Origin of the sequence: Pseudoalteromonas sp. Of7M-16 (assembly GCF_022347805.1) — a bacterium.
GTDB lineage: Bacteria > Pseudomonadota > Gammaproteobacteria > Enterobacterales > Alteromonadaceae > Pseudoalteromonas > Pseudoalteromonas luteoviolacea_F.
Map to the genome: position 1 here is coordinate 1 of NZ_JAKRFY010000047.1, position 22,683 is coordinate 22,683.

16 protein-coding genes are annotated in these 22,683 nt (G+C 38.4%); 6 read left to right on the top strand and 10 right to left on the bottom strand.

Annotation, left to right across the window (positions count from 1 at the left end; all coding sequences use genetic code 11):
* Nucleotides 1–549: 549 nt before the first annotated feature.
* Nucleotides 550–1,950: a VCBS repeat-containing protein gene (locus MHN81_RS27580; RefSeq protein WP_023398289.1), complete on the bottom strand. Its 1,401-nt coding sequence runs from the start codon at nucleotides 1,948–1,950 to the stop codon at nucleotides 550–552.
* A gap of 95 nt (nucleotides 1,951–2,045) precedes the next feature.
* Nucleotides 2,046–2,480, bottom strand: coding sequence for a DUF6326 family protein (locus tag MHN81_RS27585; protein WP_023398290.1), 435 nt, complete (start codon nucleotides 2,478–2,480; stop codon nucleotides 2,046–2,048).
* Nucleotides 2,481–2,634: 154 nt separating this feature from the next.
* Between MHN81_RS27585 and MHN81_RS27590 the strand changes: the two genes are divergently transcribed.
* The gene (locus tag MHN81_RS27590; protein WP_239427325.1) at nucleotides 2,635–3,819 is read left to right on the top strand and encodes a helix-turn-helix transcriptional regulator; all 1,185 of its coding nucleotides are present in this window, start codon (nucleotides 2,635–2,637) and stop codon (nucleotides 3,817–3,819) included.
* Between the two features lie 112 nt (nucleotides 3,820–3,931).
* Here MHN81_RS27590 and MHN81_RS27595 read toward each other — a convergent pair whose 3' ends face one another.
* Complete coding sequence (locus MHN81_RS27595) at nucleotides 3,932–5,242, bottom strand: isochorismatase family protein (RefSeq protein WP_239427326.1); 1,311 nt, start codon at nucleotides 5,240–5,242, stop codon at nucleotides 3,932–3,934.
* Nucleotides 5,243–5,887: 645 nt separating this feature from the next.
* Entirely contained in the window at nucleotides 5,888–6,763 is an 876-nt protein-coding gene (locus tag MHN81_RS27600; protein ID WP_239427327.1) for a LysR family transcriptional regulator, read from the bottom strand.
* A gap of 93 nt (nucleotides 6,764–6,856) precedes the next feature.
* Between MHN81_RS27600 and MHN81_RS27605 the strand changes: the two genes are divergently transcribed.
* Nucleotides 6,857–7,489: a hypothetical protein gene (locus MHN81_RS27605; RefSeq protein ID WP_239427328.1), complete on the top strand. Its 633-nt coding sequence runs from the start codon at nucleotides 6,857–6,859 to the stop codon at nucleotides 7,487–7,489.
* Between the two features lie 9 nt (nucleotides 7,490–7,498).
* On the top strand, nucleotides 7,499–8,128 hold the full coding sequence (locus tag MHN81_RS27610; protein WP_239427329.1) for a LysE family translocator: 630 nt from the start codon (nucleotides 7,499–7,501) through the stop codon (nucleotides 8,126–8,128).
* 153 nt (nucleotides 8,129–8,281) lie between these two features.
* On the opposite strand, the gene MHN81_RS27615 is transcribed toward MHN81_RS27610, so the two are convergent.
* Together MHN81_RS27615 and MHN81_RS27620 are read right to left on the bottom strand one after the other, a co-directional pair.
* The gene (locus MHN81_RS27615; RefSeq protein ID WP_239427330.1) at nucleotides 8,282–8,419 is read right to left on the bottom strand and encodes a hypothetical protein; all 138 of its coding nucleotides are present in this window, start codon (nucleotides 8,417–8,419) and stop codon (nucleotides 8,282–8,284) included.
* Nucleotides 8,420–9,189: 770 nt separating this feature from the next.
* Nucleotides 9,190–10,353 carry an MBL fold metallo-hydrolase gene (locus MHN81_RS27620; protein ID WP_239427331.1) on the bottom strand — a complete coding sequence of 388 codons (1,164 nt, stop codon included), beginning with the start codon at nucleotides 10,351–10,353 and terminating at the stop codon, nucleotides 9,190–9,192.
* 218 nt (nucleotides 10,354–10,571) lie between these two features.
* On the opposite strand from MHN81_RS27620, the gene MHN81_RS27625 reads away from it, so the two are divergent.
* Complete coding sequence (locus MHN81_RS27625) at nucleotides 10,572–12,686, top strand: winged helix-turn-helix domain-containing protein (RefSeq protein ID WP_239427332.1); 2,115 nt, start codon at nucleotides 10,572–10,574, stop codon at nucleotides 12,684–12,686.
* Between the two features lie 273 nt (nucleotides 12,687–12,959).
* On the opposite strand, the gene MHN81_RS27630 is transcribed toward MHN81_RS27625, so the two are convergent.
* A complete protein-coding gene (locus MHN81_RS27630; RefSeq protein ID WP_052027359.1) occupies nucleotides 12,960–13,268 on the bottom strand; it encodes a hypothetical protein in 309 nt (102 codons plus the stop codon).
* Between the two features lie 474 nt (nucleotides 13,269–13,742).
* On the opposite strand from MHN81_RS27630, the gene MHN81_RS27635 reads away from it, so the two are divergent.
* Entirely contained in the window at nucleotides 13,743–15,365 is a 1,623-nt protein-coding gene (locus MHN81_RS27635; protein ID WP_239427333.1) for a CyaA/EF/ExoY family adenylyl cyclase toxin, read from the top strand.
* Between the two features lie 284 nt (nucleotides 15,366–15,649).
* On the opposite strand, the gene MHN81_RS27640 is transcribed toward MHN81_RS27635, so the two are convergent.
* Both MHN81_RS27640 and MHN81_RS27645 read right to left on the bottom strand, forming a co-directional pair.
* Nucleotides 15,650–18,727, bottom strand: a complete 3,078-nt coding sequence (locus tag MHN81_RS27640) for an efflux RND transporter permease subunit (RefSeq protein ID WP_239427334.1) — start codon at nucleotides 18,725–18,727, stop codon at nucleotides 15,650–15,652.
* Nucleotides 18,724–19,779: an efflux RND transporter periplasmic adaptor subunit gene (locus tag MHN81_RS27645; RefSeq protein ID WP_239427335.1), complete on the bottom strand. Its 1,056-nt coding sequence runs from the start codon at nucleotides 19,777–19,779 to the stop codon at nucleotides 18,724–18,726. The genes MHN81_RS27640 and MHN81_RS27645 overlap by 4 nt, the downstream gene beginning before the upstream one ends.
* A gap of 1,218 nt (nucleotides 19,780–20,997) precedes the next feature.
* Here MHN81_RS27645 and MHN81_RS27650 point away from each other — a divergent pair.
* On the top strand, nucleotides 20,998–21,312 hold the full coding sequence (locus tag MHN81_RS27650) for a DUF6172 family protein (RefSeq protein WP_023398306.1): 315 nt from the start codon (nucleotides 20,998–21,000) through the stop codon (nucleotides 21,310–21,312).
* Nucleotides 21,313–21,979: 667 nt separating this feature from the next.
* Here MHN81_RS27650 and MHN81_RS27655 read toward each other — a convergent pair.
* Complete coding sequence (locus MHN81_RS27655; protein ID WP_239427336.1) at nucleotides 21,980–22,300, bottom strand: hypothetical protein; 321 nt, start codon at nucleotides 22,298–22,300, stop codon at nucleotides 21,980–21,982.
* Nucleotides 22,301–22,683: the final 383 nt, after the last annotated feature.

Sequence of the window (22,683 nt, forward strand, 5' to 3'; positions counted from 1 at the left end):
ACGTCTATGGTCAAAGTTTTTGCCCGTATACTTATCCTCCCCACACAAAAAAGCGCGACGTACACATCTCGCTATTAAGTGATAATAAGACGTCGACGATAAATCTATTAAAGCCTTCCTTGCTCTGGTCATTCTTTTTACACCCGCTTTCAACTGGATAAATAAACAGTAGTAGAAGGGGCCTGTTTGCGCAATAAGTTTGTGCCTGTCCTTTCTTACATTACTTTCTTACACTTTCTTACATTTTCTTGCAATCCCACCTTGCGCTATCTCTTATCTTGTTTTTAACGTTTAGTTTGAACAAAGCACTTAAAAGTTAGGATTTGCTTTAGGTGCTCAACTTCAATCAGATTATTAATCGTATGATGAGGTTTCAACTTCAAAACCCCGAGCTATCTGTTGCACTAGCGCAAATACGAGAAACTCAAACAATAAAAGTCTCCCGGAGATGAGCTTACTCGCAATTTCAATTCCTTATAAAGCAGCCTGACCTTACCTAATCAAAGCGAAGCAAAGGCAGGCTGTTTAACTTAGTAAGTTTCACCCAAACTACTTAGTGATTTGCACGGTATCAAGTCTAAAACCTCCTTTTTCGTCACTTACCTTCAATACGATTTCTTCTTTTCCATCTTGATTAATATCATAACTGTAAATGTCATTCGAAGAGCTTGGTAACGAACGCTTAATTCGTTTCGGTCTGCGCGATAACCCTCTTCTTTTGTCACCAAAATAAACTTTGAGTTCATTAGTATCTGCCCTTATCAATAAATCAGTTAATCCATCACCATTGAAGTCTTCAAAAATAATCCCCTTTCCGCTCTCGCTGCTTGACTCATTCATATTCATTGCTATTTCAACGCTTTTTTTTGCAGCTGCTTTTTTCTCAAACTGATTATCATTTGTTCCTTTAAAAATACTAATTGTACTATCAAGCGTAACGTCTTTATTTTCCATCGCAGCACTGGCGATTGAAATAATATCCATAAAACCAATGTCAAAAGAGATCACTGCTAAGTCGTTTTGCCCGTCACCGTCAAAGTCGCTGATGTTAGCGATGGCGCTAGTTTCCTCCAAGGTAAGTTTAATATCAGGACTGTCTTTAAAAACCAGCCCGTTACTCGTATGTTCAGAAAAGAAAACCCTATGAATGCTTTCACTGTCTAAATCCTTCTCTTCGTCAGCACCGTCTGAGAGACTCTCTATCGTATGAATATCTGGATAACCATCATTGTTAAAGTCTCTTAACTTCTCGATTTTCTGTTTACTACTTTCGTCAAAAGTCATGAGTGTTTGTAGTTTTTTGCTAGGGCCTTGAGGGGTTGCCAAAAAATACTGCACCTTTTTTAGCTCATAAAACATTAAATCATCGATGCCATCTCCATTTATATCAGCCAAAGTAGGAGTTCGAGGCAATGTATGACTAATCGTCAAATTTTGATCTGAGACATGAGTGACCGTTTGGGCATTTAACGGAAGTGAAATCGGACTAAACTTCCCCGTCTCCTGCTGGACATAAATTGTCTGCTCTTCAACTCCTGGGAAATAAAAGTCAGTCAAGTCATCACCATTTGCGTCTAACGTAAACGCTTGGTGCTTAAAATGCGAAAAAGTATCAGACTGAAATAAAGTATCAGCTTCTATCAAATTATGTGTTTTTGTTTCATCAGCGTGAAATACGCCTCGCTCAGTTAACACAAATGCCTGAGCCCCTTGATGATTTTTAAGTTTACCAACGCTATACATAATCGGCTTTTCTGGTACAACTAACAAAGAGACTTGTTTAGTTTTAAAATCGATTTTTTGTAAATAGGCTGATTCACCATTACCGGCTACAAAAGCTGAGTCTGTATCTGCCACGACAAGCTTGTCATCAGCTTTGTATTGTAAATCGATTGAATCATATGCGTAAACCAAGCTGCTGAATAATGCAAAAGGAAGTAATCTTTTCATAGTAGAAGTCCATTAAAAATAAATTTTATTTTATTGAAATATATAGATATAATTTACTATTACGATTTGGCTAAGCTGCTTTTTTCCACTTATGCTTAGCTCATGTTTTCGGTTTTTGGCCACTTCCATGCATGCCAAATTGTCATCAAAGACAACACGACTTCCAACCCGGTCAGATAAAGATAAAAGCCCCATACGGTTTCCAAATTGATAGATACAAGTAGCACAACAAATAAACTAGGGATGATGATATTCAATCTTCGATTGATATTGGGTTTTAGTGTCAAAGTTAGAAAAATCATGACACTCGGTATCGACATTAATAGCGCGACGGCAAAAAACTCAAATTGAATACCTTCCTTTTCTGCGCTCACGAGCAATGCCTCGGACATAATGCCTGGCACAAACACTTGAATGTAATCACCGTATACATAGCAAAACATCACTGCGACCCAAAGCGCTGAGAGCTTCAGCTTTACATTTATTTGATAGTCCTCAAAAGGAATGGAGATGTCCTTTATCATATTCATATTAACTCCGTTGTTTAAATTAAGCCCTTGGGAAAGGGGTTGTTGACGAAGCTAAACGATATAACTTATAAATAGTTAGGTCGTCCGAGACTATAAGTACGGACACTTATTTATGTTTGAATCACTCAAAGAAAAGTAATAAAAGGAACAGAGTTTGGTCGACCCTATCGAAATTATTCTGACTATGGTGATTGTTGGGCAAGTTTGTATCAGTGTGCCTATTCTTTTATCAAGAGTGGTGAAGTGTGCGATGAATTTGCCATTGGCGTTGTTTTTATTCGCCAGTGGTGTTTTGGCATTAAATTCAACGATAGCTTCTGTTTTACCTGATTACTATGCTTTGTATACAGCCTTTGCATTTCCAGTTCTATTTTTACTTTCCCCATCATTATGGTTTTATGTTGAGGGACTTACAGCTGATTCACCGTGGCAATTACATAAGAAGCAACTTAGGCACTATGTGCTAATAGCCCCGACCTTACTGATCTCCGTGATGATTATATTTTTACCCAAGGACATTCATAATGCCATTTTCATCCTTGATGAGGAGGTCAACGCGCCCTTTGTTAGCACATTACTCTTGGGTATTTTGATCATGATGCTGCTTTGGCTGATCCAATGTGCTTATACACTAATAAAGATTGTACGCAGATTAAATCAATACCGTAAAAAGTTAAAAGACGTTTATTCCAATCATGATAAAAAAGAACTCAACTGGATGAATTGGCTACTTTTTATTTTAGTTAGCGTGTGGCTATCTTCATTAGTGACAGTATTTTCCTCAAGCTTATTTGACCATGCCTTATTTAATAGTAATACGGAGATGGTCCTGTCTGTTCTATTAATATGGTGCATAACCCACTTTGGCCTGCAACAAAAGCCTGCGCTCGCTGATCTAGGCGATGAGGATATCCAAGACATGAGCAAAGATCACGACAACCCCTCTGATGATAAGCACTCTCCGACTAAAAAGTATCAGCGCTCCGCTTTAGGTCAAACACAATCAGCCCGAATTGCAACAAAGATAAACTCAGCAATGGAGCAAGACAAACTCTATTTAGACTCAAACCTGTCATTACAAAAACTGTCAAAACACCTCAATATTTCGCCAAATTACATATCACAAACGCTGAATGAAACGTTATCCGTAAGCTTTTTCGATTTTGTTAACCAATGGCGTATTGAGGCTGCCAAACCTAAAATACTGGCAAATAACAGTACTGTACTCGATATTGCATTGGAGGTGGGGTTTAACGCACGTTCATCCTTTTATAAAGCATTTAAACAAGCAACAGGACAAACCCCTAGTGAATTTCGAAAGGGCCACGCAAGTAGTTAAATACAGCGCTTTTGGCAGAGCTCAACAGGTTTAATTGTGAACAGACGTACGTTGAACTCTGTGATCTAATAAGGGCTAGTCTTGACTGCAACCCTGTATAAAGCTTTAAAACTTAACGTAGACGCGGATATACTTCAGGAATAACGGCTTCATTTAGCGATATCATTTGATAGTAAGCCGCTATTTCTTCTTCAGTAAAGTCTCCAAGTTGTATTTCGACAAACATTTCATAACTTTGAGACTTTTGCGTACTGGGCACAGCTCCAAGCTGATAAATGTAATCTAAATAATGGACAGGGTCCACGTCAGAGCCCAACAATGCGTCCTCAAGAATGATTGGAGTGATACCCGCTTCAATTAATTTATAAACAGCGTCATACAAGCCAAATTGAGAAACCACGCCAGAAATAACAGCTTGATTCTTACCTGCTGCTTGAATATCTGCCACCACATGATCAATTTTTTTGTAGCTGACCACATTGGCATTTTTACGATATTTTGATGTATAGGGCTTTCCTTTTTCATTAACATGAAAACTCGGCATATAGCTAAATAAAAACTCCTGCTCTAAACCTAAAAAGGTAAATCTCGGTTCTGTAGCAGATTTGTTGTCATGCTCAGCCATAGCTAGGCTAGTGTCATCCATATTAAAATTAATCATCGCGGTTTTATGACGATCGCCTTGGTGAAGCTCATCACGTTCACCCACTGCGTAGCGCGGACTATAGATCAATTTGTCCTTGGACTCCATTGATTCAATAATTTCACTGGCCGTTGCCAATTTTACGCCCGCTTGTTGTAAACGTTTAAAAGTTGGTCGCTCATAGATTTCGGTTGAAAACGTTGCGTCACTTGCTAAATAGACATCGAAGCCCATTTTCTTGAGTCCTAAAACGGTTTGCATAACACACACATCGGTTTCTGCACCTGCGACCACCACTCGGGAAATTCCTGCATCAGACCAAGCTTCCATGGCGGCATGAATATCAGTTTCCAGTGTTGAGTTAAACGTTTGTTTGAAGAAGCTTTGTGTATTTTCATCAAGTGCTTGAGCAATACGTGTTATATAAGCAGAATAGTCTAAACCTTGGTCGGTGTTGGAGGCTTCGTAAGTAATGGTTGTTGGCATATTTAAATCATCGGCTTTTTGTGCCAATTGTGCAATTCGGTCAATGCTGGCGTGCAATTGAGGATCTACATTTTGCGGTGGTATTTGATACTCAGGGTAAAAAACTTTAACCCAAAATATATCACTATCCATCACATATTCTTCCTGAGCATCAATAATCAGTAAACCCGTATTTTGGGCACTCAGATAAACCTGCTCACTTTTTTTGGTTTCTGATGCAAATTGCAACCTGTCATCGATGTTACAAGCCGACAGACCAAACGCCAACGAAAGTACTAATAAAGACTTTTTCATAAATCACCTGTTTAATTATCCTTGTTTCAAAGCAAATGAATGGTTGATTACTTTTTAATCAAACATCGATATTTAAACGTTTTATTAACAAAGTCAATTGAGGATATATCAAGCGTCTTACTTGCATCTATTCCCAGCTAATTTAAAAGTGAGATACAGGAATTGTCTGGGACAGGCACATAGTTGTAGTGCATGTAAGAAAAACTGCATAGCCCTTTTATCGTTGTAGCTTAAGAATTTATTAAACTGAATAGAGACAAAAATGTGTCTGTCCCATATTGTCGCTTCATTGACCTTAGGCAAATACCCGCTTGAAACCATCTTGCTCTGTGGCTTGTTTAACGCAGTCTATTATACTTACACCAATTTAAGTTCCTAAGCGCACGCATAACCCTTAACATAAGGCACGTTAAAGAAATGCTTTTTGCAATATCACTAGTAAATATAGGAAAGCAAAAAAGTGCCTGTCCCAAGCTAATTACAAAACTAATAGACTAAAAGGTCCTTAGGTACGGCTTCAACGAGCAAGCCTAGGTGACGAAAAAATCGTTGAAACATGACCAACAATGAAAAGCTCTATTACCACTGCATTTGCTTACCTACCAAGGAACAAAAATACACCAGCCCTCGACTGTTTTTTAACTCTTAGTCAGTACCTAGGTCTTGTAACAATTGTTTTAACCAAGTTGGTGCGGATTTATGGCTGAGTATATAAACTTGCTCCGTGTACTCTAAATTTTCAGAGCCTTTAGGCAATTCACACAACTGCCATTCTCTAACGATATAGTCTGGTAAATATGCCAATGCCAATCCACTTTTAACTAGTTGGCCAAGTACTGCATAATCATTAACCACCCACTTTATATTTCTATCAATATTTGGCGTCTGCCAACCATCACACCCAACACCTCTTTGCTCCCCGCAAAATGGTGAAGTATCAGGCGCTGCAAAAGGGTAATTGACGAGTTGTTTTAAGCTGGTGCTTGTTTGTTTGCGCAAAGGGTGGCTATGTCCCATTGCTATCTGCATAGTTATTTCACCAAGCTTTGTAAATTTAATGTCATTTGGCAAATTTTTTACAAGTTCGCCTGTGACTATGGCCAATTCCACTTCACCTGCAAGCAACTTATGTAATGCATTTGATTCATATTGTGTGTCAAAAGCCAGTGTAATGTGTTTATTCATGTTGGATTGACGCGCTAAAACACTTGCCCATTTGAATTGTAAAATACTAGAAGTAGCAACAACACAGGTTATCGCTTTGCTTCCCTGTTTTAACTGTGCTTTGGTATCTTCAGCTAAATTTGTCAAAGCTACAGCTCTAGGTTGCAACATCGCACCATGTTCATTTAAACGTAATGACTTCCCTACTCGGTCAAACAACTTAACTTGTAGTGAGTTTTCTAACCGTTTTAATGATTTTGATAATGCACTCGGTGAGGTATCAAGGAGCTGAGCCGCTTTTTGCAAACTTTGCTGCTGCGCGATAACTAAAAACTTGTGTAAATCTGCTATTTCCATTTTGGAATCTAAAACTACAACTCAGAAACGATTTAGAATCTAAAATAGCATATTCTAGACTAACTCCAACACTTTTTAATTTAATAGCTTGTTATGAAAAACACTTTTACTTTTTTACTACTTATTTGCTTTTGTGGCTCTGTTCGTGCACATGATCACTCTATCGGCTTACACGGTATGGCTCTATTCGCAATTAACGACCGCATATACGCATCCCACCTCCCGATGCCGCAAGGAAAACATGCCGTACAATTCATTTTTGAAACGCAGCTACCAAATCAATACAAAACGCAACTCATGCCTTTATTAAAAGCGCATAAACTGGTCACAGTTCGACCAGAAACATTCTCTTTAAACAAGCTAAGAGCAGGCCAAATTACGAAATTTTCGGGAGACATCTTTATTGGTCACTTTGAGCGTTCGGGCAAAATCGAACACACAAACATCACGTTTAATGTGCAAAACACGATATTAAATAAGGCTGTGAAATCATCTCAAGACAACGGGCTGTTTTATACCATTGGGCTCGGAAATCGCACCTGTTTACTCGTACATAAAATTGGTAAATCACCAAGCTTTGACCAAATTGCAGTAGCCAATTGTGACTATCTTGCTGGAAACATAGCCGAACTAAACAGCTCAGCAAACAGACCAGTTAAAATATTTGAGTTGACTGATATTGTAAATGCTAAAACCCTATACTTAGAAACCAAAGACTTTAAATAAGGACTCACTATGCCTTCACTAGAAATGCTCGCGGCCTTTTCTGTCGTTTGCTTTTTACTAAGCATTACCCCAGGCCCGTCAATCTTGTACATTATGGCGCGCAGCCTTAGCCAAGGGCCAAGTGCAGGAGTATCAGCCGCAAGCGGCATGGCTATTGGGTCTTTTGTATATGTTATTGCGACAGTGCTAGGGTTGGCAGCTATTTTTAAATACTCCCCTATCGCATACACAGGATTGAAAATTGCCGGCGCCATGTACTTAGTATATTTAGGCTGGCAGTATTTTAAGCCTGCTGAACAACCAGCTGATACCACTTCACTGAGCAAAGCAAATAATTTTTCCATCATGAAACAAAGCTTTGTAGTGGAGCTAACAAACCCAAAAACAGCGTTGTTCTTTTTAGCCTTTTTACCTCAATTTGTTAATAACGATGCGGCACAAATACCAACGCAGCTACTGATACTCGGTACGATATATACCTTAATCACCCTATGCTGTGATATTTCTATTGCCCTGCTCTCTGGCAAGCTTGGGAGTTGGCTCAATAAAAATAATAACCAAAGTTACTGGCAAGACAGGTTGGCAGGCAGCGTAATGTTTATATTAGCTGGCGTTATAGGCTACGAGAGTATTAAATAAAAAAATTGACACTATTGTTGTTAAAAGAAGTAAAAACATACCAGAAGTTAATTCAAAAAAATTACGACACTAACAGCCAAGCCTTATTATCTAATTAGAACCAAAAAAGCCGCAGTATAGCGGCTTATTATTTACTTATATTAAATTCGTAAATTAATTAGATTTAACCATGATACTCGACGCTTTACTATTCGAACCATATTGCCAACCTGCAGGGTTCTGAGAAACAGCATGACCATAAACGTAGACCTGGTCGCCAGTTGCTCTAGCGGTTAGAACTATCGATAACATTGCAGCAGCGTAATCACCTTCTGGTTTAAACCAAAAGCCTCGACAAACTGAAGAATCAGAGTTGCAAATAGCAAACTTTACAACCCCACCTTCTATTGAATAATTTTTAACCTGACCAGTATACTCTACCGAAGCATTTGAAAAAAAATGGAATTAAAAACAAACACAGCGCTATTATTCTTAACATCAATAAATCCTTATACATAAGATAAAAAACATTGTACAACTTAAACCAACATCAAACAAGCACTCATTAAAATCACAAGTAAAACAATCTAGTAAAAACCACCATCGGGAATAAACTTACTCAAAACATATAAAACATTCTTGTCATTTTATTTTCTATGTATGTGAATACTCGCTTTGCGAAAAGTGACACAATTTAACACCTACAAAACAGACCTACCTCCTCACACTTATATAATAACAAAAACAATTTATGCTTTAACCCTCAACAACTTACAATTACTCTTCTAAACTATAAATATATTAATATGTGAACTTTTTATATTATTTTTACTAAAGTACATTATTAACTGATTAGATGTTTTCAATTAGGCCAAGTGGGTTAGCTGGCCAAAGCTAAATTTGGGAGACGCTGAATAGCATTTAAGCCCGGATATATGCCAATGACACTTTTTATTGCATGGGGTTGATCACTGAAATGCGTTTAGTAGATGTTAAAATAATGAGGCAGCAAAAAACTGCCCCGTTGGAAATGATTAATTTAACATAAATTGTATGTCCGGATTTCTCATGTGTAATTCGTGTTATGGCAGTTTAGCAAATACACCTTCGTACTTTTCTTTGTTACGGGCACGCTCATCTGGGTGGGTTTTGATGGCAACAACCTGACCATGTTTATCTCGTTCAAACACAACGGTTCCTCCACGGTATTTCATCACTTTAAATCCATCACCTTGGTAAGGTTTTATCCATGAAATGATACTACCCAATTGCTTTATTAATAGCTGTCCATCGGATAATTCAACTATAATATCAGGCTTACCGTTTGCCGTATAACGGCCTAAATACTCTTCAAGTTGCGAGACAGAAAGTGCTACAGGCACATCGATATCTCCATCAATTAACGTTGTCGAATAATAATCATAATAATCGAAGTGTTTAGGATTGTTATCCAAGTTTAATTTTTTTGCTATTTTTCTTGCTGTTTTATCAGCAAACATTTGCTCTTTTGATTTTCCTTCTCGGTACAGCTGAGCAAAACGATTAAACCAAGCAACGTAGTTTTTTCTGTACTCTGTTAGCACCTGCATATTAATAACCGCTTTACCATGCGCAGGCACAATGGCAGTGTCGCTATCGATGTTTGCAAATACCTTCTCACCCCATATTTTAAAGCTTTTCATACCCAATACACCTGGATTAACAAGATGCTGTGGCCTGATATTTTCTCCAATAAAAAGTACGTTTCCTTTTTTAAGATAGATAATCCCATCATCAAAAGTATGAGAGTTGATATGCTCCAAATATATGGTTTCGTTTCCCAGCTCTAGTGCCATTTTATTTTTAAAATGCAAACGACTGCTAGTTGGGTACTTCGTATCATATTCTTCGCTGTAAATAACATTTTCTTGATTGATGATAGTTGCCCCTATTGACGCAAAAAAATTGTTACCTCCGGTATGATCGCCATGCATATGTAAGTTCACCACATACTTGATGGGCTTGTCGGTCAGTGACCGCACCGCTTCAATTATTTTATTGTTTGTTGACTTACCAAACCCAGACTCTATGAGTACGACATATTTTTCACCAGTTACTATACCAACATTAGTTTCATAACCGATGTCTAAGTTATAAACGTGATCGCGCACCTTGGTTAAGGTGGGTAATAACGCACTTTGCGAATAAGAAAAGTGGGAAAATAAAATACTGATTGCTAAAAGGCACCAAACGACATGTTTTTTCATATTAATTACTCTTGTTGTACTTTTTTGATGTCATTTTCAAGATCTAAAAAAGTTGCACAATGAAATTTTCATTGAGTTTTACTGGAGAAAAGCTGTGGTTTTTTTATTCATATTTAACAGATAGATAGAAGGTAAATAGCTAGTAAAACTTGGCAATATAGTTATACTGGATTCGGAAAATTATCGTTACTCACAATAAACAAAACTAAAGGCTCTCAATGGTCGAGTTTTACATTGGTACTACGCATGTTGATATGGCGCGTTCACAAATTACCACAGAGTTCGGCACTTCGTCGCTAGAACCAAAAGTGATGCAGGTCCTGCTCATCCTTGCAAAAAATCAAGGACAAGTAGTCGATCACGACTCCATTTTACAAACGGTTTGGCCAGATACGGTGACTTCAGCTAACGCCATTCAGCGCTGCATTGGCCAGCTCAGAAAAGTACTTAACGACACAGCCCAGTCACAAAATGTCATCGCTACCCATCCTAAAATTGGATACAGTTTAATTCCTGAAGTAAAGTGGCATAGTCCAAGTACAAAAAAGATTGGTGACAACTGCAACTCCCCCACATCGAATCACACAACTTTTTTGAGAAATAACTGGCTACTAGTTTTTGGTGGATTGCTTTTTTGCGTGATAATGGCGTTAGTCGCGTTACTTATTTCTGCAAAAACAAATCTAACAGTGAAGTCGCTCACTCCTTTGACTGCAACCGACTACATTGAGCTAAAACCGAGCTTTTCACCTGATGGTCAATATATTGCTTTTCAGCGCTTTATCGGGAACTGTGAGAATCAACTTTGGGCTAGAGACATACATACTAGTGAAGAATATCTACTCACAGAAGAGCTGGGTAATTATGGAGTACCACGCTGGTCGCCCGACGGAGAGCGCATCGTTTTCACTAGTAGTGCGCAGTGTAAGCCGAAACAAAAAACAGACACGCTAGCAGCTGAGCAGCATACACATATAAACACGCTTAAGGCATGTAACGAAATTCGAGGCATTTCTTTTAACTTAGCAAAAGCATCATCACAACCTTCCACGCTTTATCATCATTGTGGTTCAAGTACACATAAACAACCTGTTTGGCTAACTTCTTCAACAATCGCTTTCATAACCCAACAAGATCAGATCAGTTATATCAAACTTCTTGATATCAGCACGAGCGAAGTAAAAAAACTGCACAGAGTGGAAAATAAAATAATCAGCGCGCTTGATTATTCTCTACCGCTAAGTAAATTAGCTTGGATCGAGTACAAAAAATATACCCCCCTTGAACTGAATATATATAACACGAGCACACACAGCATAGATAAGATTGAACTGGATGAGCATAAAAGCATATCGCAAATTAGCCATATGCGTTGGCTTTTTGATTCTCCGAGGTTATTGGCATCTAAAAATAACCAACTAATAACTATAAGCCAAACAGGAGCAATGAATACCTATTTACAACCTGCTGCAGAGAAAATACTGTACCCAGCTGTACACCCGAGTAAGAATCAGCTTGTTGCCTCAATGGGTAACTTTGACAGAGATATAGGCCTGGCAAAGTGGTATACACATCAGACTCAAACTCCTAGTAACGTCACTATTTTTTCGCGTAGTAACGTTGATGAGTTTAACGCTAAGCAGCAACCGGGCGGCGCTCTTGTAGCCTTTATTTCATCAAGAAGCGGTAGCGATCAAGTATGGTTATACGATCAAGAACAGCGAAAAACAGTTCAGCTAAGTAGTTTTTCAAACGCAATCACGCCAATGAATATAATTTGGAATGAAAGCGGGACCGCCTTATTTACTCTAGCCAACAAGCATCTTTATCATTTGGCACTGGATGGCAAAGTTTCAGCGATTAAAACTCCACACCCACTCTTAGATATTTATCAAGATAAAGGGAATAATCGACTTTTAGTAAAATTGCTACAGGATACTTTGCCAAATTTAGCGCTGCTCAATTTAAATAATCAACAGTATCAGCCATTGTATTTAGGGGACAGCGACAAAGCGCAACTCACTCATCGTAACGAGCTATTTATTCTCGAAGACAAGTCAATTTATAAAGTGACTAACGCAGTTCGTCATAAGATAACCACACTAGATGGAATTGAAACTAGCGGACTCTTTGCATATGAAGGAGTTCTCTACATCACTTCATCATCTAACTCCCTTTGGCGTTATAACCCTATGTTGGCACAACTAACGCACCTCACTAGTTTTGGGAATACCTTCGAAAACATTAGTGATATCAATGTAGCCGACAAAACAGTTTATTACTCAAAATTTGTGACCATAGAAAAAGAACTAATGCTGCTCAATTTAGAGTGACATTCAATCCAAACTTAGTATTTAATAGTTTAAATATGTACTTACCACCTCTATATTAACGAGCAATCAATATCATTATATATGGGTTAAAAAGGCACACTAGGACACATATTACATGGCAATTTAAAAAGAAACATTTGATTATATTTTTTCTACACCTTTATTTTTATAAATAGAGTAAACAGCCCGAAAAACACTAGAAGAAATTAGTTGTTTCGCGTTACCTGTTTATTCTATTTCTAAACAGGTAACGCATAGCTTGTACAGTTAATTTTAATTACTTAATCTAACCATCAAAGAAGGTGTACTTGTATTGTAGCTAGTACAGTTATAGCCATCAGGATAGCGCAGAGTAACCGGTTTGTCTTGGGCATGAGCATACATCAAAACCGATAACTTCATCTCAGTAGCGGGATGATCATTATTTCCTACTAAGTGCCAGCTTGCTCCCTCTAAACTCACCAACACCTTAGTATTCTCGACCTGAACATTAATAACTTTACGGGGTTGGCAGTCAACTGCCGCAAACGAGCTAATAGAGAACAATGCCAATAAAGAAATTAAAAAACCTTTGAGTTTCATTTCACTTCCTATTTTAATATAATCAACAAACACATTAAAAAACAATATTACAGCATATAAACAAGAACAACAACACAGTAAAATTAAATACATTGATATTTAACCTATGTTATTTATAATTCCTGAGTTACTAAAATCACTCATCATCAATTCAAATATTCACTACGCACTTGAGAAGTTTTTGAAATTTGCGCCCGCCCCATATTTATTGATAAGTTTCCGAAATTTGTGCCTGTCCCATATCTACTGTCACTATATATCACCGCGTCTTAGTTCTAAAACACACACTATGCACTACAACCAATACTTAGCTAACAACAAGCTAGTTGAAGAGTAAGTCAATAATTCACACCTTCCTTTTATGAACGTCTAGAACTGAGAGCCACTCACTGTCATAGTGAACAGCCTAGATCCCATTACAAAAGACAAGCGTGGAAATTATATTGCAGAACACCGACGTAAAAAGGTTTATTTATGAACAAACAAGTCTTACAGTCGAAAGAAAGTCGTACTAACGGCCAGAACAAAAAGTCACAAACGTTACCTCAACATACTTTTGGAACAGCCGAGCGTTTTCAAAATGGCTTTATCACAAATCAAGGGTTGTACGGTGTCATGCTTGGTGAGCGCTCTGCTGCCCCAACTCCCACTCAGATACAAAAACGTCCACTTCCAATTAGACAAAAAGTAACTGGTTCGATCATGAGTAATGAATCATTTATAGAAAATTACACCCTGATGCCCGGGATCAAATACAGTAAAATTGCTCAGGAGTTTAAACTCACCAAACACAGGCAATATCGTCAATTTAAGGCTGAATATAAAACATACTATTTAAATACTAAGAAAAACTTTGAAAATGCATTTATGAAAGACAATTCTGGGAAGGAACGCGCCAAAAACCCACCTACCAATAAAAACTCAAATATTGATCCAAAGAGCGCACTAGAACAACTGGATGTCATGCAGCCTAAGAGTCAAGAAGAAGCAACCTTAATTAGAGAGTTAGACAAAATTAACACTCGCTTGAATAACGGTATCGCAAGTTCTATGCCCTCTAAGCAGCTTGATTCAAGGGCACATAAGTCCGCAATGGAGGTCGAGGATAAAGGTGGTATTGTCGGCCAACATGCAATGGCATTTAGTCAAATGCTAGAAAAACGCCAAGCTGGACCCGTTCTCATTCGACCTGCAGGAAAACATGCCACAAAATATCTCAAAGAAAGTTACCCAGCCAAACCGCTTTGGGTCAAAGGAAAATCAATCGATACATCAAAGCTGAGTGAAAAACATATCAAGTATTTGAATACTGTTTTAGAACACCAAGGCATACCAACGACAGATGCCGGTTTATTAAGTAATAAGCTCAAACAAGGATTTATCCCGGTTGACCAAATTTATTCAAAGTGGTTGAGAAGCATTGATCAAAAAAAATTAGATGCATTAAACACTCCCGCAGAAATTGCGACCTCCATTCTAAATGAAGTAGAAAAAGCAAATAGAGCAATAACAGAAATGATAAAAACAGGTTTGGTCGAAAGCAGTGAAGAAGATGATATGAAGTATGTGAGCGATCCTGCAACCAAAAAAGCATATACAGGTGACTATGACTTGTATTCAATATCACATGCAAAATCAAATATAGGAAAAGTCAATGAAATTAATCGACTAAGAGGAGATGCAAGAAGTAAAGGGAAATACAATCTAAAAGATGACCTTAATTCCATAAAAAATGCCTACATCCCATACGCAGATAGAACCCCCGATGCCCCTAAAGTACATAAGTTGTTTGGCAATATCAGTCGATTTGAGATGGGCATGAAGATTGACTTAAACTCTGCAGCTATCAAATGGGGCGGCTATAAGGGGGGGCAAGTAATCAAACACGGTGCAGAAGCGAGGAACTTCCAGTACCCGCAGGACATCAACGATGGCATTGTCAGAATTGAGCAAGCCGATAGCGGGTTCAATGAAAAAGCCATTGATGACAAAAATAAGCGCTTTTACAACTCGTTCCTCATAAGAAAGCACCATGACCTGTCAGGAAAAAACATTAACCTTCCACTAAACCGCGAGTTGACAAAGCATATGTTATGATTCAGCTTCTTTAGTCCGACACAAACTAGTCAAGAAAAAGGTTACAAAGAGGCACACTCCTGTGCCTCATATTACCTCTGCCTCTATAAAAAACGAGATTGATTCACCTAGCTTATGCGAGCTTTTTTAAACTCACTAGACCCACGTTGTGTAATAGGCAGCAGCTGCGCAAAAAATACAATGTAAAAACCGACTACCCAATAAAACTAACGCGTGCAATAAATAGTTATGGCTTCAACCTTTACTCTTTCAATTTGAAAGCAATGACGGTAGAAGCCACCTTTTTACTGGCTTTCTAACATGGGCTCATTTTCAGAATCATGCCTCAACTGAGGTTGCTTATTGAATATAGGCAGTGATAATAACGCGGACATAAAGCCTAAACTAAACAAAGCACTGAACGTCATACCGCCAACAATGACAGCTGCTAACCCTCGATATATCTCTGAACCATCTCCGGGGCTTAACATCAGCGGCAACATACCAAAAATACTTGTTCCGGTACTCATATAAATAGCACGCATACGATAACGACTAGATTGAACAATGGCTTGCTGTTGACTTTGCCCTGATGCCATTGCCGAACGGTATTGACTCGCAAGCAAAATGGCATTGTTTATCACAAGTCCCATTAAAATAATAAAGCCAATCATAGTGACAATATCCAAGTTTTGTGGAGCGAAATAATCAACGACTTTTAGGTAAAGCATGCCACCAATTAAAGCAAGAGGCATTGACAACATAACAGCCATCGCCAAAGACCAAGAATTAAGTGCCATTCTTATCAATAAAAATAAAATCAACAAGGATATGCAAAACATCTGGAAGAACTCAGTTAAAAAACCGCTCAATTGATCTGCGCTACCTCGGTAATTAATAAATAACCCTTGCTCTGGTCGCTGTGCTAAATATGCTTCAACTTCAGCCTTTACCTGCGTAATAAACGGACCAACGGGTTGACCATTAGCAGGTACTAGGTTTATTGACATACTCACTTCACGATCCGTACGGTATATAGCACTGGGAGCCAAACTGAGCTGCGTTTCTACCAAAGAGCGCAGCGGGTGCAGCCCTTGATTAGGTATCATCACTTCTGTTTGCAATAATTGCTCAAGATGTTCGGGAGTTTGCCCTTTTAAGTAGAACGGCAAAGTATCACTATCTGCATAAAACTGACCAAGGTAAGCGCCATCTGTTAAAGTCACTAAAATCTGATTCAACTCAGCTTGAGACAATCCCATAAATGCGAGCGTATCCACTTTAGGTTTAAACTCTATTCTAGCCACCGTATCTCGCATTGGAATAACTTCAGTGATCCGGGCGTCAGGAAAGGTCTTGATCAAGTGCGCCAGTAATTCTTGTCCAGCTTTTTGTAACTCTGGCAATTTCAACCCTTTTAAATCGAGCTGACTAGTGCGCGCGTCTGGTAACGCTAATCGAAGCAAAGTCCCTTGATAAACATAGGTTCTCGCATCTGGCAAATCTTGTACAATCTCAGTATCTACCCACTTTTTAAACGCGGGAAAGTCCCATTTGCCCTCTGGATAAAAATACAATAAACAATAAGCAGGGTTACAGAAAGAGCCGTGAATATCAAAGGCTGGGTGTGCACCCTGCTCTTTTTGTGCGGCAATACGCTGTTCCATCACATCACCGATCTGTAATTTCGCCGCATTGACTGACAGCGGTTCGTCAAAAGCCGTATATACCATCACAATATTTTCTTTTGGATTGGGTAATAAATCTAACTCAGGCTTCATCCACCAACTGAATATCAAAGCACCAGGTATCGCCAATACCAGCCAAACCGTTCCTTGAAGTTTTGAGCGAGATGGTGCCGTAACAAACATGGTCCATTTATTAGACAACTCCTTTCCTGTAACGATTTGCTGACTTGGCAAAAGCTGCCGCGACAATGCAGGTAATAGAAACAGCGCAACCAAAATTGATGCCACCAAAGCGCTAGAAATCGTAAATGCAAGATCTCCAAATAATTGGCTCACTTCGGAGTGCATTAAAACGATAGGCACAAAAATGACAATGCTAGACAAAGTAGAAGAAATAAGAGCGGCTCGCACCTGCAGTACACCTAGGCGACAGCTTTCTATAAGCGAAAGCCCTGTGTTTCTCAAGCGTTGAATGTTTTCTACGATAATAATGGAAGCATCTAGTAATAGCCCGACGGACAAAGCCATTCCCGCCAAAGAAATTAAGTTTAGGCTGCGTCCACCCAGTTGCATTCCCAAGAGCACCAGAGACAAACACACAGGGATACTAACAAAGATTAGAAATACGACCCGCATATTCCGAATGAAGTAATATAAAAAACCACAAGCGAGCAGAACGCCTAACAGTAAATTACCATAAACTAGTAGCAGCGCCTGTTTAATAGGTAGCGAGTTGTCTCGACTCATCACAACTTTAAGATCCAGTGACGACAAAGGCCCCTCGTTTAACTCGGCTAGAGTGGCTTTGATCAAATCAATGGTTTCCAACACATTAATATCTTTATCTGGTTGCAAGTAAAAATAAATTGCTTGATTACCCTTAAAAGTCGAGTATGACCAATCATACACAAAACGCTTGTGTACAGTTGCTAATTCACCTAAGCGAACAACTCGAACGCCAGTAACCGCAACCGGTAAATTGCGTAGCTCACTCAATGCCATTTGACCCTTAAAATGAAAATCATATTCCTTCGAGCCCAATAAAAGACTGTCTCCCGATCGGTCTACCAACCCTTGTAGCTTACGAGTCACTTGATCTATGCTCAGTGATAACTGTGTTAACTTTTGTGGGTCAAACTCAATATCTACTCGTTGTGCCAGTCGATTGTTATCCATATTGATGCTTGTGATCCCAGGAATATCTGTTATGGCTGGTTCAACATAAGCTCGATATGCATGCATAAAATCTTCTTGTGACTTCTCGGTATCTGAATACAAAAATAACGACGCCAGAGTTGACCCTGCACCATTGCTATAGTCAATCACTCTAGGTTTGGCCACTTGAGAAGGCCAGTCTGGAACCTGATTGATACGCGCTAAAACCTCCATATAGACTTTTTCCATTTCAGCTTGGTAATGGAAGTTTAAGGTTGTCCAAGCTTGGCCATTTGTAATATTAGTTTGTAAATTTTTTAATTGACTCAAACCAGACAGCTGACGCTCAAGAGGAGAAACCAAGCTCTGCTCAATTTCAGCAGCGGTTTTACCCGGCCAAGCTGTCACCACGGCAATTTGTGCTCTATCTATTTTAGGTAACAGCGCATTGGGGAGCTTTACACCTGCTAATATACCCAAGACCACGAGTAAAAATGAAAAGGCGATGATAATAGAGCTATATTTTTCAACTAACCTCATAACTTAATCCGACTTTTAATAGTAACTTCAAGATCATCTTTGAGTGCCATTTTCCCTTTGACCACCACTTTATCACCAGCTCGAATATTTCCTTGGATCACTGAATAGTTTCTATCCGTGTCAGTTATTTTTACGACAACTTTAGTCACTTTGTTATCTTGACCTACACGCCAAACGTAATATTCTTGCTTATTAATAGTCAAAGCATCATATGGCACCTTAGTTAAGTTACTAGCAGCCATCGAGACATCAACGACATGACGTTGTCCTATAAGAAATTTTTCAGGGCGACTGTTCTTGAATTTTAAATGTAAATTGATAGTCTGATCTTGACTGCTTACTAAACCTGCATGGCGATCTAAAAACAGCTCTGTGCCATCGGCTAATGATAGCTTTACATCCTTAAATTGATTGAACTCCTGATATAACTCCAACGCAACGCGGCAAGTAACTTCCTGCTGCTCAGCTGGCAAGAAAACCAGGAGGCTCTCTCCTTCTCCAACCCATTGTCCAGGCTCACTCGACAAAGATAGAACAACACCATCAGCGGGGGCTCGATGAATTAAGTTGTTCAACTGATGCTCAACTAAACGGAATTGCTCTGCATAAATTTTGTTTTGCTCTAATGCAGTTTGGTAATCCCTTTTGTGTTGTTGTAATTCCGAGCTGGATACAACCCCTCCCTCATCTAATTTGCTCAGGCGCTCATACTCATTGAGCGAGTAAACATAGTTTGCATGCGCAGCTTTTGCATTTGCATCCAATTGAGCTAGCTGACGCTTTAAGTAAAAATCATTTTGCTTTGCTAATAATTCGCCCTTTTTAACTTGGCTACCAGCTGGCAACAACCAAGTTAACTCAGCAGATACATGACTTGAAACTTGCTGGCGAAAAGGGACGTCACTATGGCAATACAGCGGCTTATTAATTCCTTGTTGCCATTGCTGAGCTTCACCAACTCGCACAACTGGTGTTGAATTCGCTTGCACTGATAGAACTGCGGACCCGATGAATATATTGGTTAAAATAAAATATCGAAAAAGATTTGGCACTGTGATTAACTCCCTTATTGTTATTATAATGTCAAGATCGGATTAACTTTTCACCTGCAAAAGCTACCCTGCTAACCTTGATTCTATTTCCCATAAATTATGAGTGAGCATGCCTAAACCCACCTTTTCTTCTTATATATTAAAAAATCATCTGTGATAGATGCTGTCTATTCCCACTTAGTTTAATACTAATAACAGCATGGCCAAAATATGCTTTTCGACAAAACCATTGACCCCCCTTATGAAAATAAAATATTACCCCACATATAACTAGAATTAACTATATTTAAGCTGACATTGAGCCAAGATGAAAAATCCCCTTTCGCAATACATGGATGTGCAGGAACAGTGCTCTTTTTTACTATCAAATGCATCCAGAGCTTATTGATTTATAAAAGCTCTGATAGTTGCACTGTCCCTCCTTTGCCTCACCCTATAGTGAAAGAGTCAAACTCACTGATAAAAAGCGAAATTTAAGGTCAGATATAATCCAGTTTAAAAAGTTCAATTTTATCTAAAACAATTTACAAAAGTTAAGTTTTAAAATACAAGCTAGGCTTGTTCGACCCCAAAATAAAACCAATATAATTAATTTAATATTGTAGCCACAATCAAAAAACAATGCAGGCAATAGTTTATATCACTGCTATACTTGGGTTATTTTTAAAACAAAAGCAAATCAGTAAAAGTTCACTACGCTAGATTTAAATATGATATATAATTCGGTGAGGTTTTTACCCATTTTCTGGCTGGATTTTAAGTATTGCTAAAATGTGAGAAGCCTGTGATACCACCCTTAATTGTTATAAGTTTCATATCTTCATTGAGACTTTAGATGCTCCTGCCTATGTGAACATAGCTTTTTCTATACTCTTCAGTGCATTCAAACAATAAACAGCGCTGAATTTGTGATCAGTTCCATTTTGAGGCGGCCATTTTAAACGACTGCCAAGTTAGTGTAGATGGCTGTAATTTTGTCGCAACTACAAGTGTCTTCTGCACTCCCATTGTTGTGGCGATGTAAGTCAGCCTAAGTGAAAATGGTTTGAGCTGGTTACACACAGCATTAAAAGTGGGTTAATAGTAGATGCTAGCCTGCTAAACTTAAAGTACAATGGCACTGCTAGTCTGTACTCAAGTACAAATTGGCAACCAAAAGTTCCCCTTTTACTCGCCAAGCTGAATGCAGGCCAGAGTATTTCTTGTTTAAAGGCAATTATGAAAAAGACATTTGAATTAACGCACCCCAAAATCAAACTAGCAAGGCGTGTAGACGCGGTTAAATATGAGATAAAAAAGTACCTTAAACGGGAGCGCAATAAAACTTTGCCTGAAGGTGCAGATTTTTGGGATTTTGATTGTAGATTTGGTAATACAGAGGCTGAAGCTGAAGCCGTTCACGTATCACAACTCAATAAACTCATTGATCAAACTCAGCAAGAGAATCTAACTTCATTCTATGTTGAAATCCTTGCGAGAGCGGCTCACAGGCAAGCTAAACCGCAATCAGATGATGCCGATTTGAGCGACTAAACATGAAAAAGTGGGTCGGCAATGCTGACTCACTTTTGCCAGTACTTAATCTATTTTTACCTTATTTTCCCAACAGAAAACCTAAATTCGGGTATCTGTTTGGCGTTTTCTATATATATTGCAAGCGAATGTCTATACATAATTTTCTCAGCGTGCTCGCTGAAAAATATACGTACTTACAGCGTAACTTGCGCTTTTATAGGTAATTTATTCAGTAGTGCCGTTGAGCAAAGTGATAGGAATCCGCTTGAATATAACTATAGCCTGTACTCGAAATGGTTTTCGTCACACCTTTAATGTTGAAAAACACCGACATAAGCGCATCGCCTTTTTATAACCAGTTACTTGTCCACGGCTACTAAGGTTTGAACTTATAATAGCTTTGGCCATACAGCCCTTCACGCTTGGCGATAACTAGGCCATTCTTATAGCTGTTTTCATTTTTCAGTTCACAACTTTAGCGAGATAGGTTCAACCGAGCAGTAATTACACCTGTATATAGCACTCCGCCTAAGCCAGAAAGTCGATAGATGCAGCTATAATGGTCAAATAGACGAGACCAAAAAATAGGAGAAATACGACAAGGGCGTCAAAAAGACCAGCAGGTGCAGAGAAATTAGATTGGGTGTCTTTTATACTACTCTAGATAAGCGTATATATAATTTAACTAATAAGACTTTATTTTAACCAAATCAAAATACAGCTGATCATTAGTACATTCCACACCATTCGTGCTATGCAAACTAATGGTCATCCTATTTTGTAAAGCGAGTAATATAACGTCAACGACTAATTCTCTAGAATCAATACCAGATTTCAAAAAGTAGCTTTCCTTTTTACAACCAGTGGATTTTTCAAGACGCACAACTAGTGAATTATTTGGGAAAACAAGGAGCTCTGACACCTCTCCTGCCGCTATAAAGCTAGTTTTCGCTTCAACAACATTACAAAAAGTTAGCATTATAATAACAATTATACTTTCATTCATTTTTACACCTTAATCACATATAGGCCCGGAGGTATTTTAAATACACTGACCTCTAATTCCGGCTCGAATTTATATATCATATTTCAACACAAAAGGGTAAGCACTATAATAAAAAATTTAAAAAATTGGACAGACACTTTTCTTTCTTTTCTTTTTTAAAGTTAGAATTAAATTGTATAAATTCATTTCCAGCTAAGGCTTTCTGAGCAGCGGGATTAAAATCCGCCTTATGGTAAAAATAAATATAACTTAGTAATATATTCATTTTATTAAACAAGAAGATCCTAGATTGATAAGCAAGGATAAAATTACTTTTTACTAACCAACTCCTTTATACCAATGCACATCATTTTTAGCGGCATGTGCTCTTAACACAGTTTGCG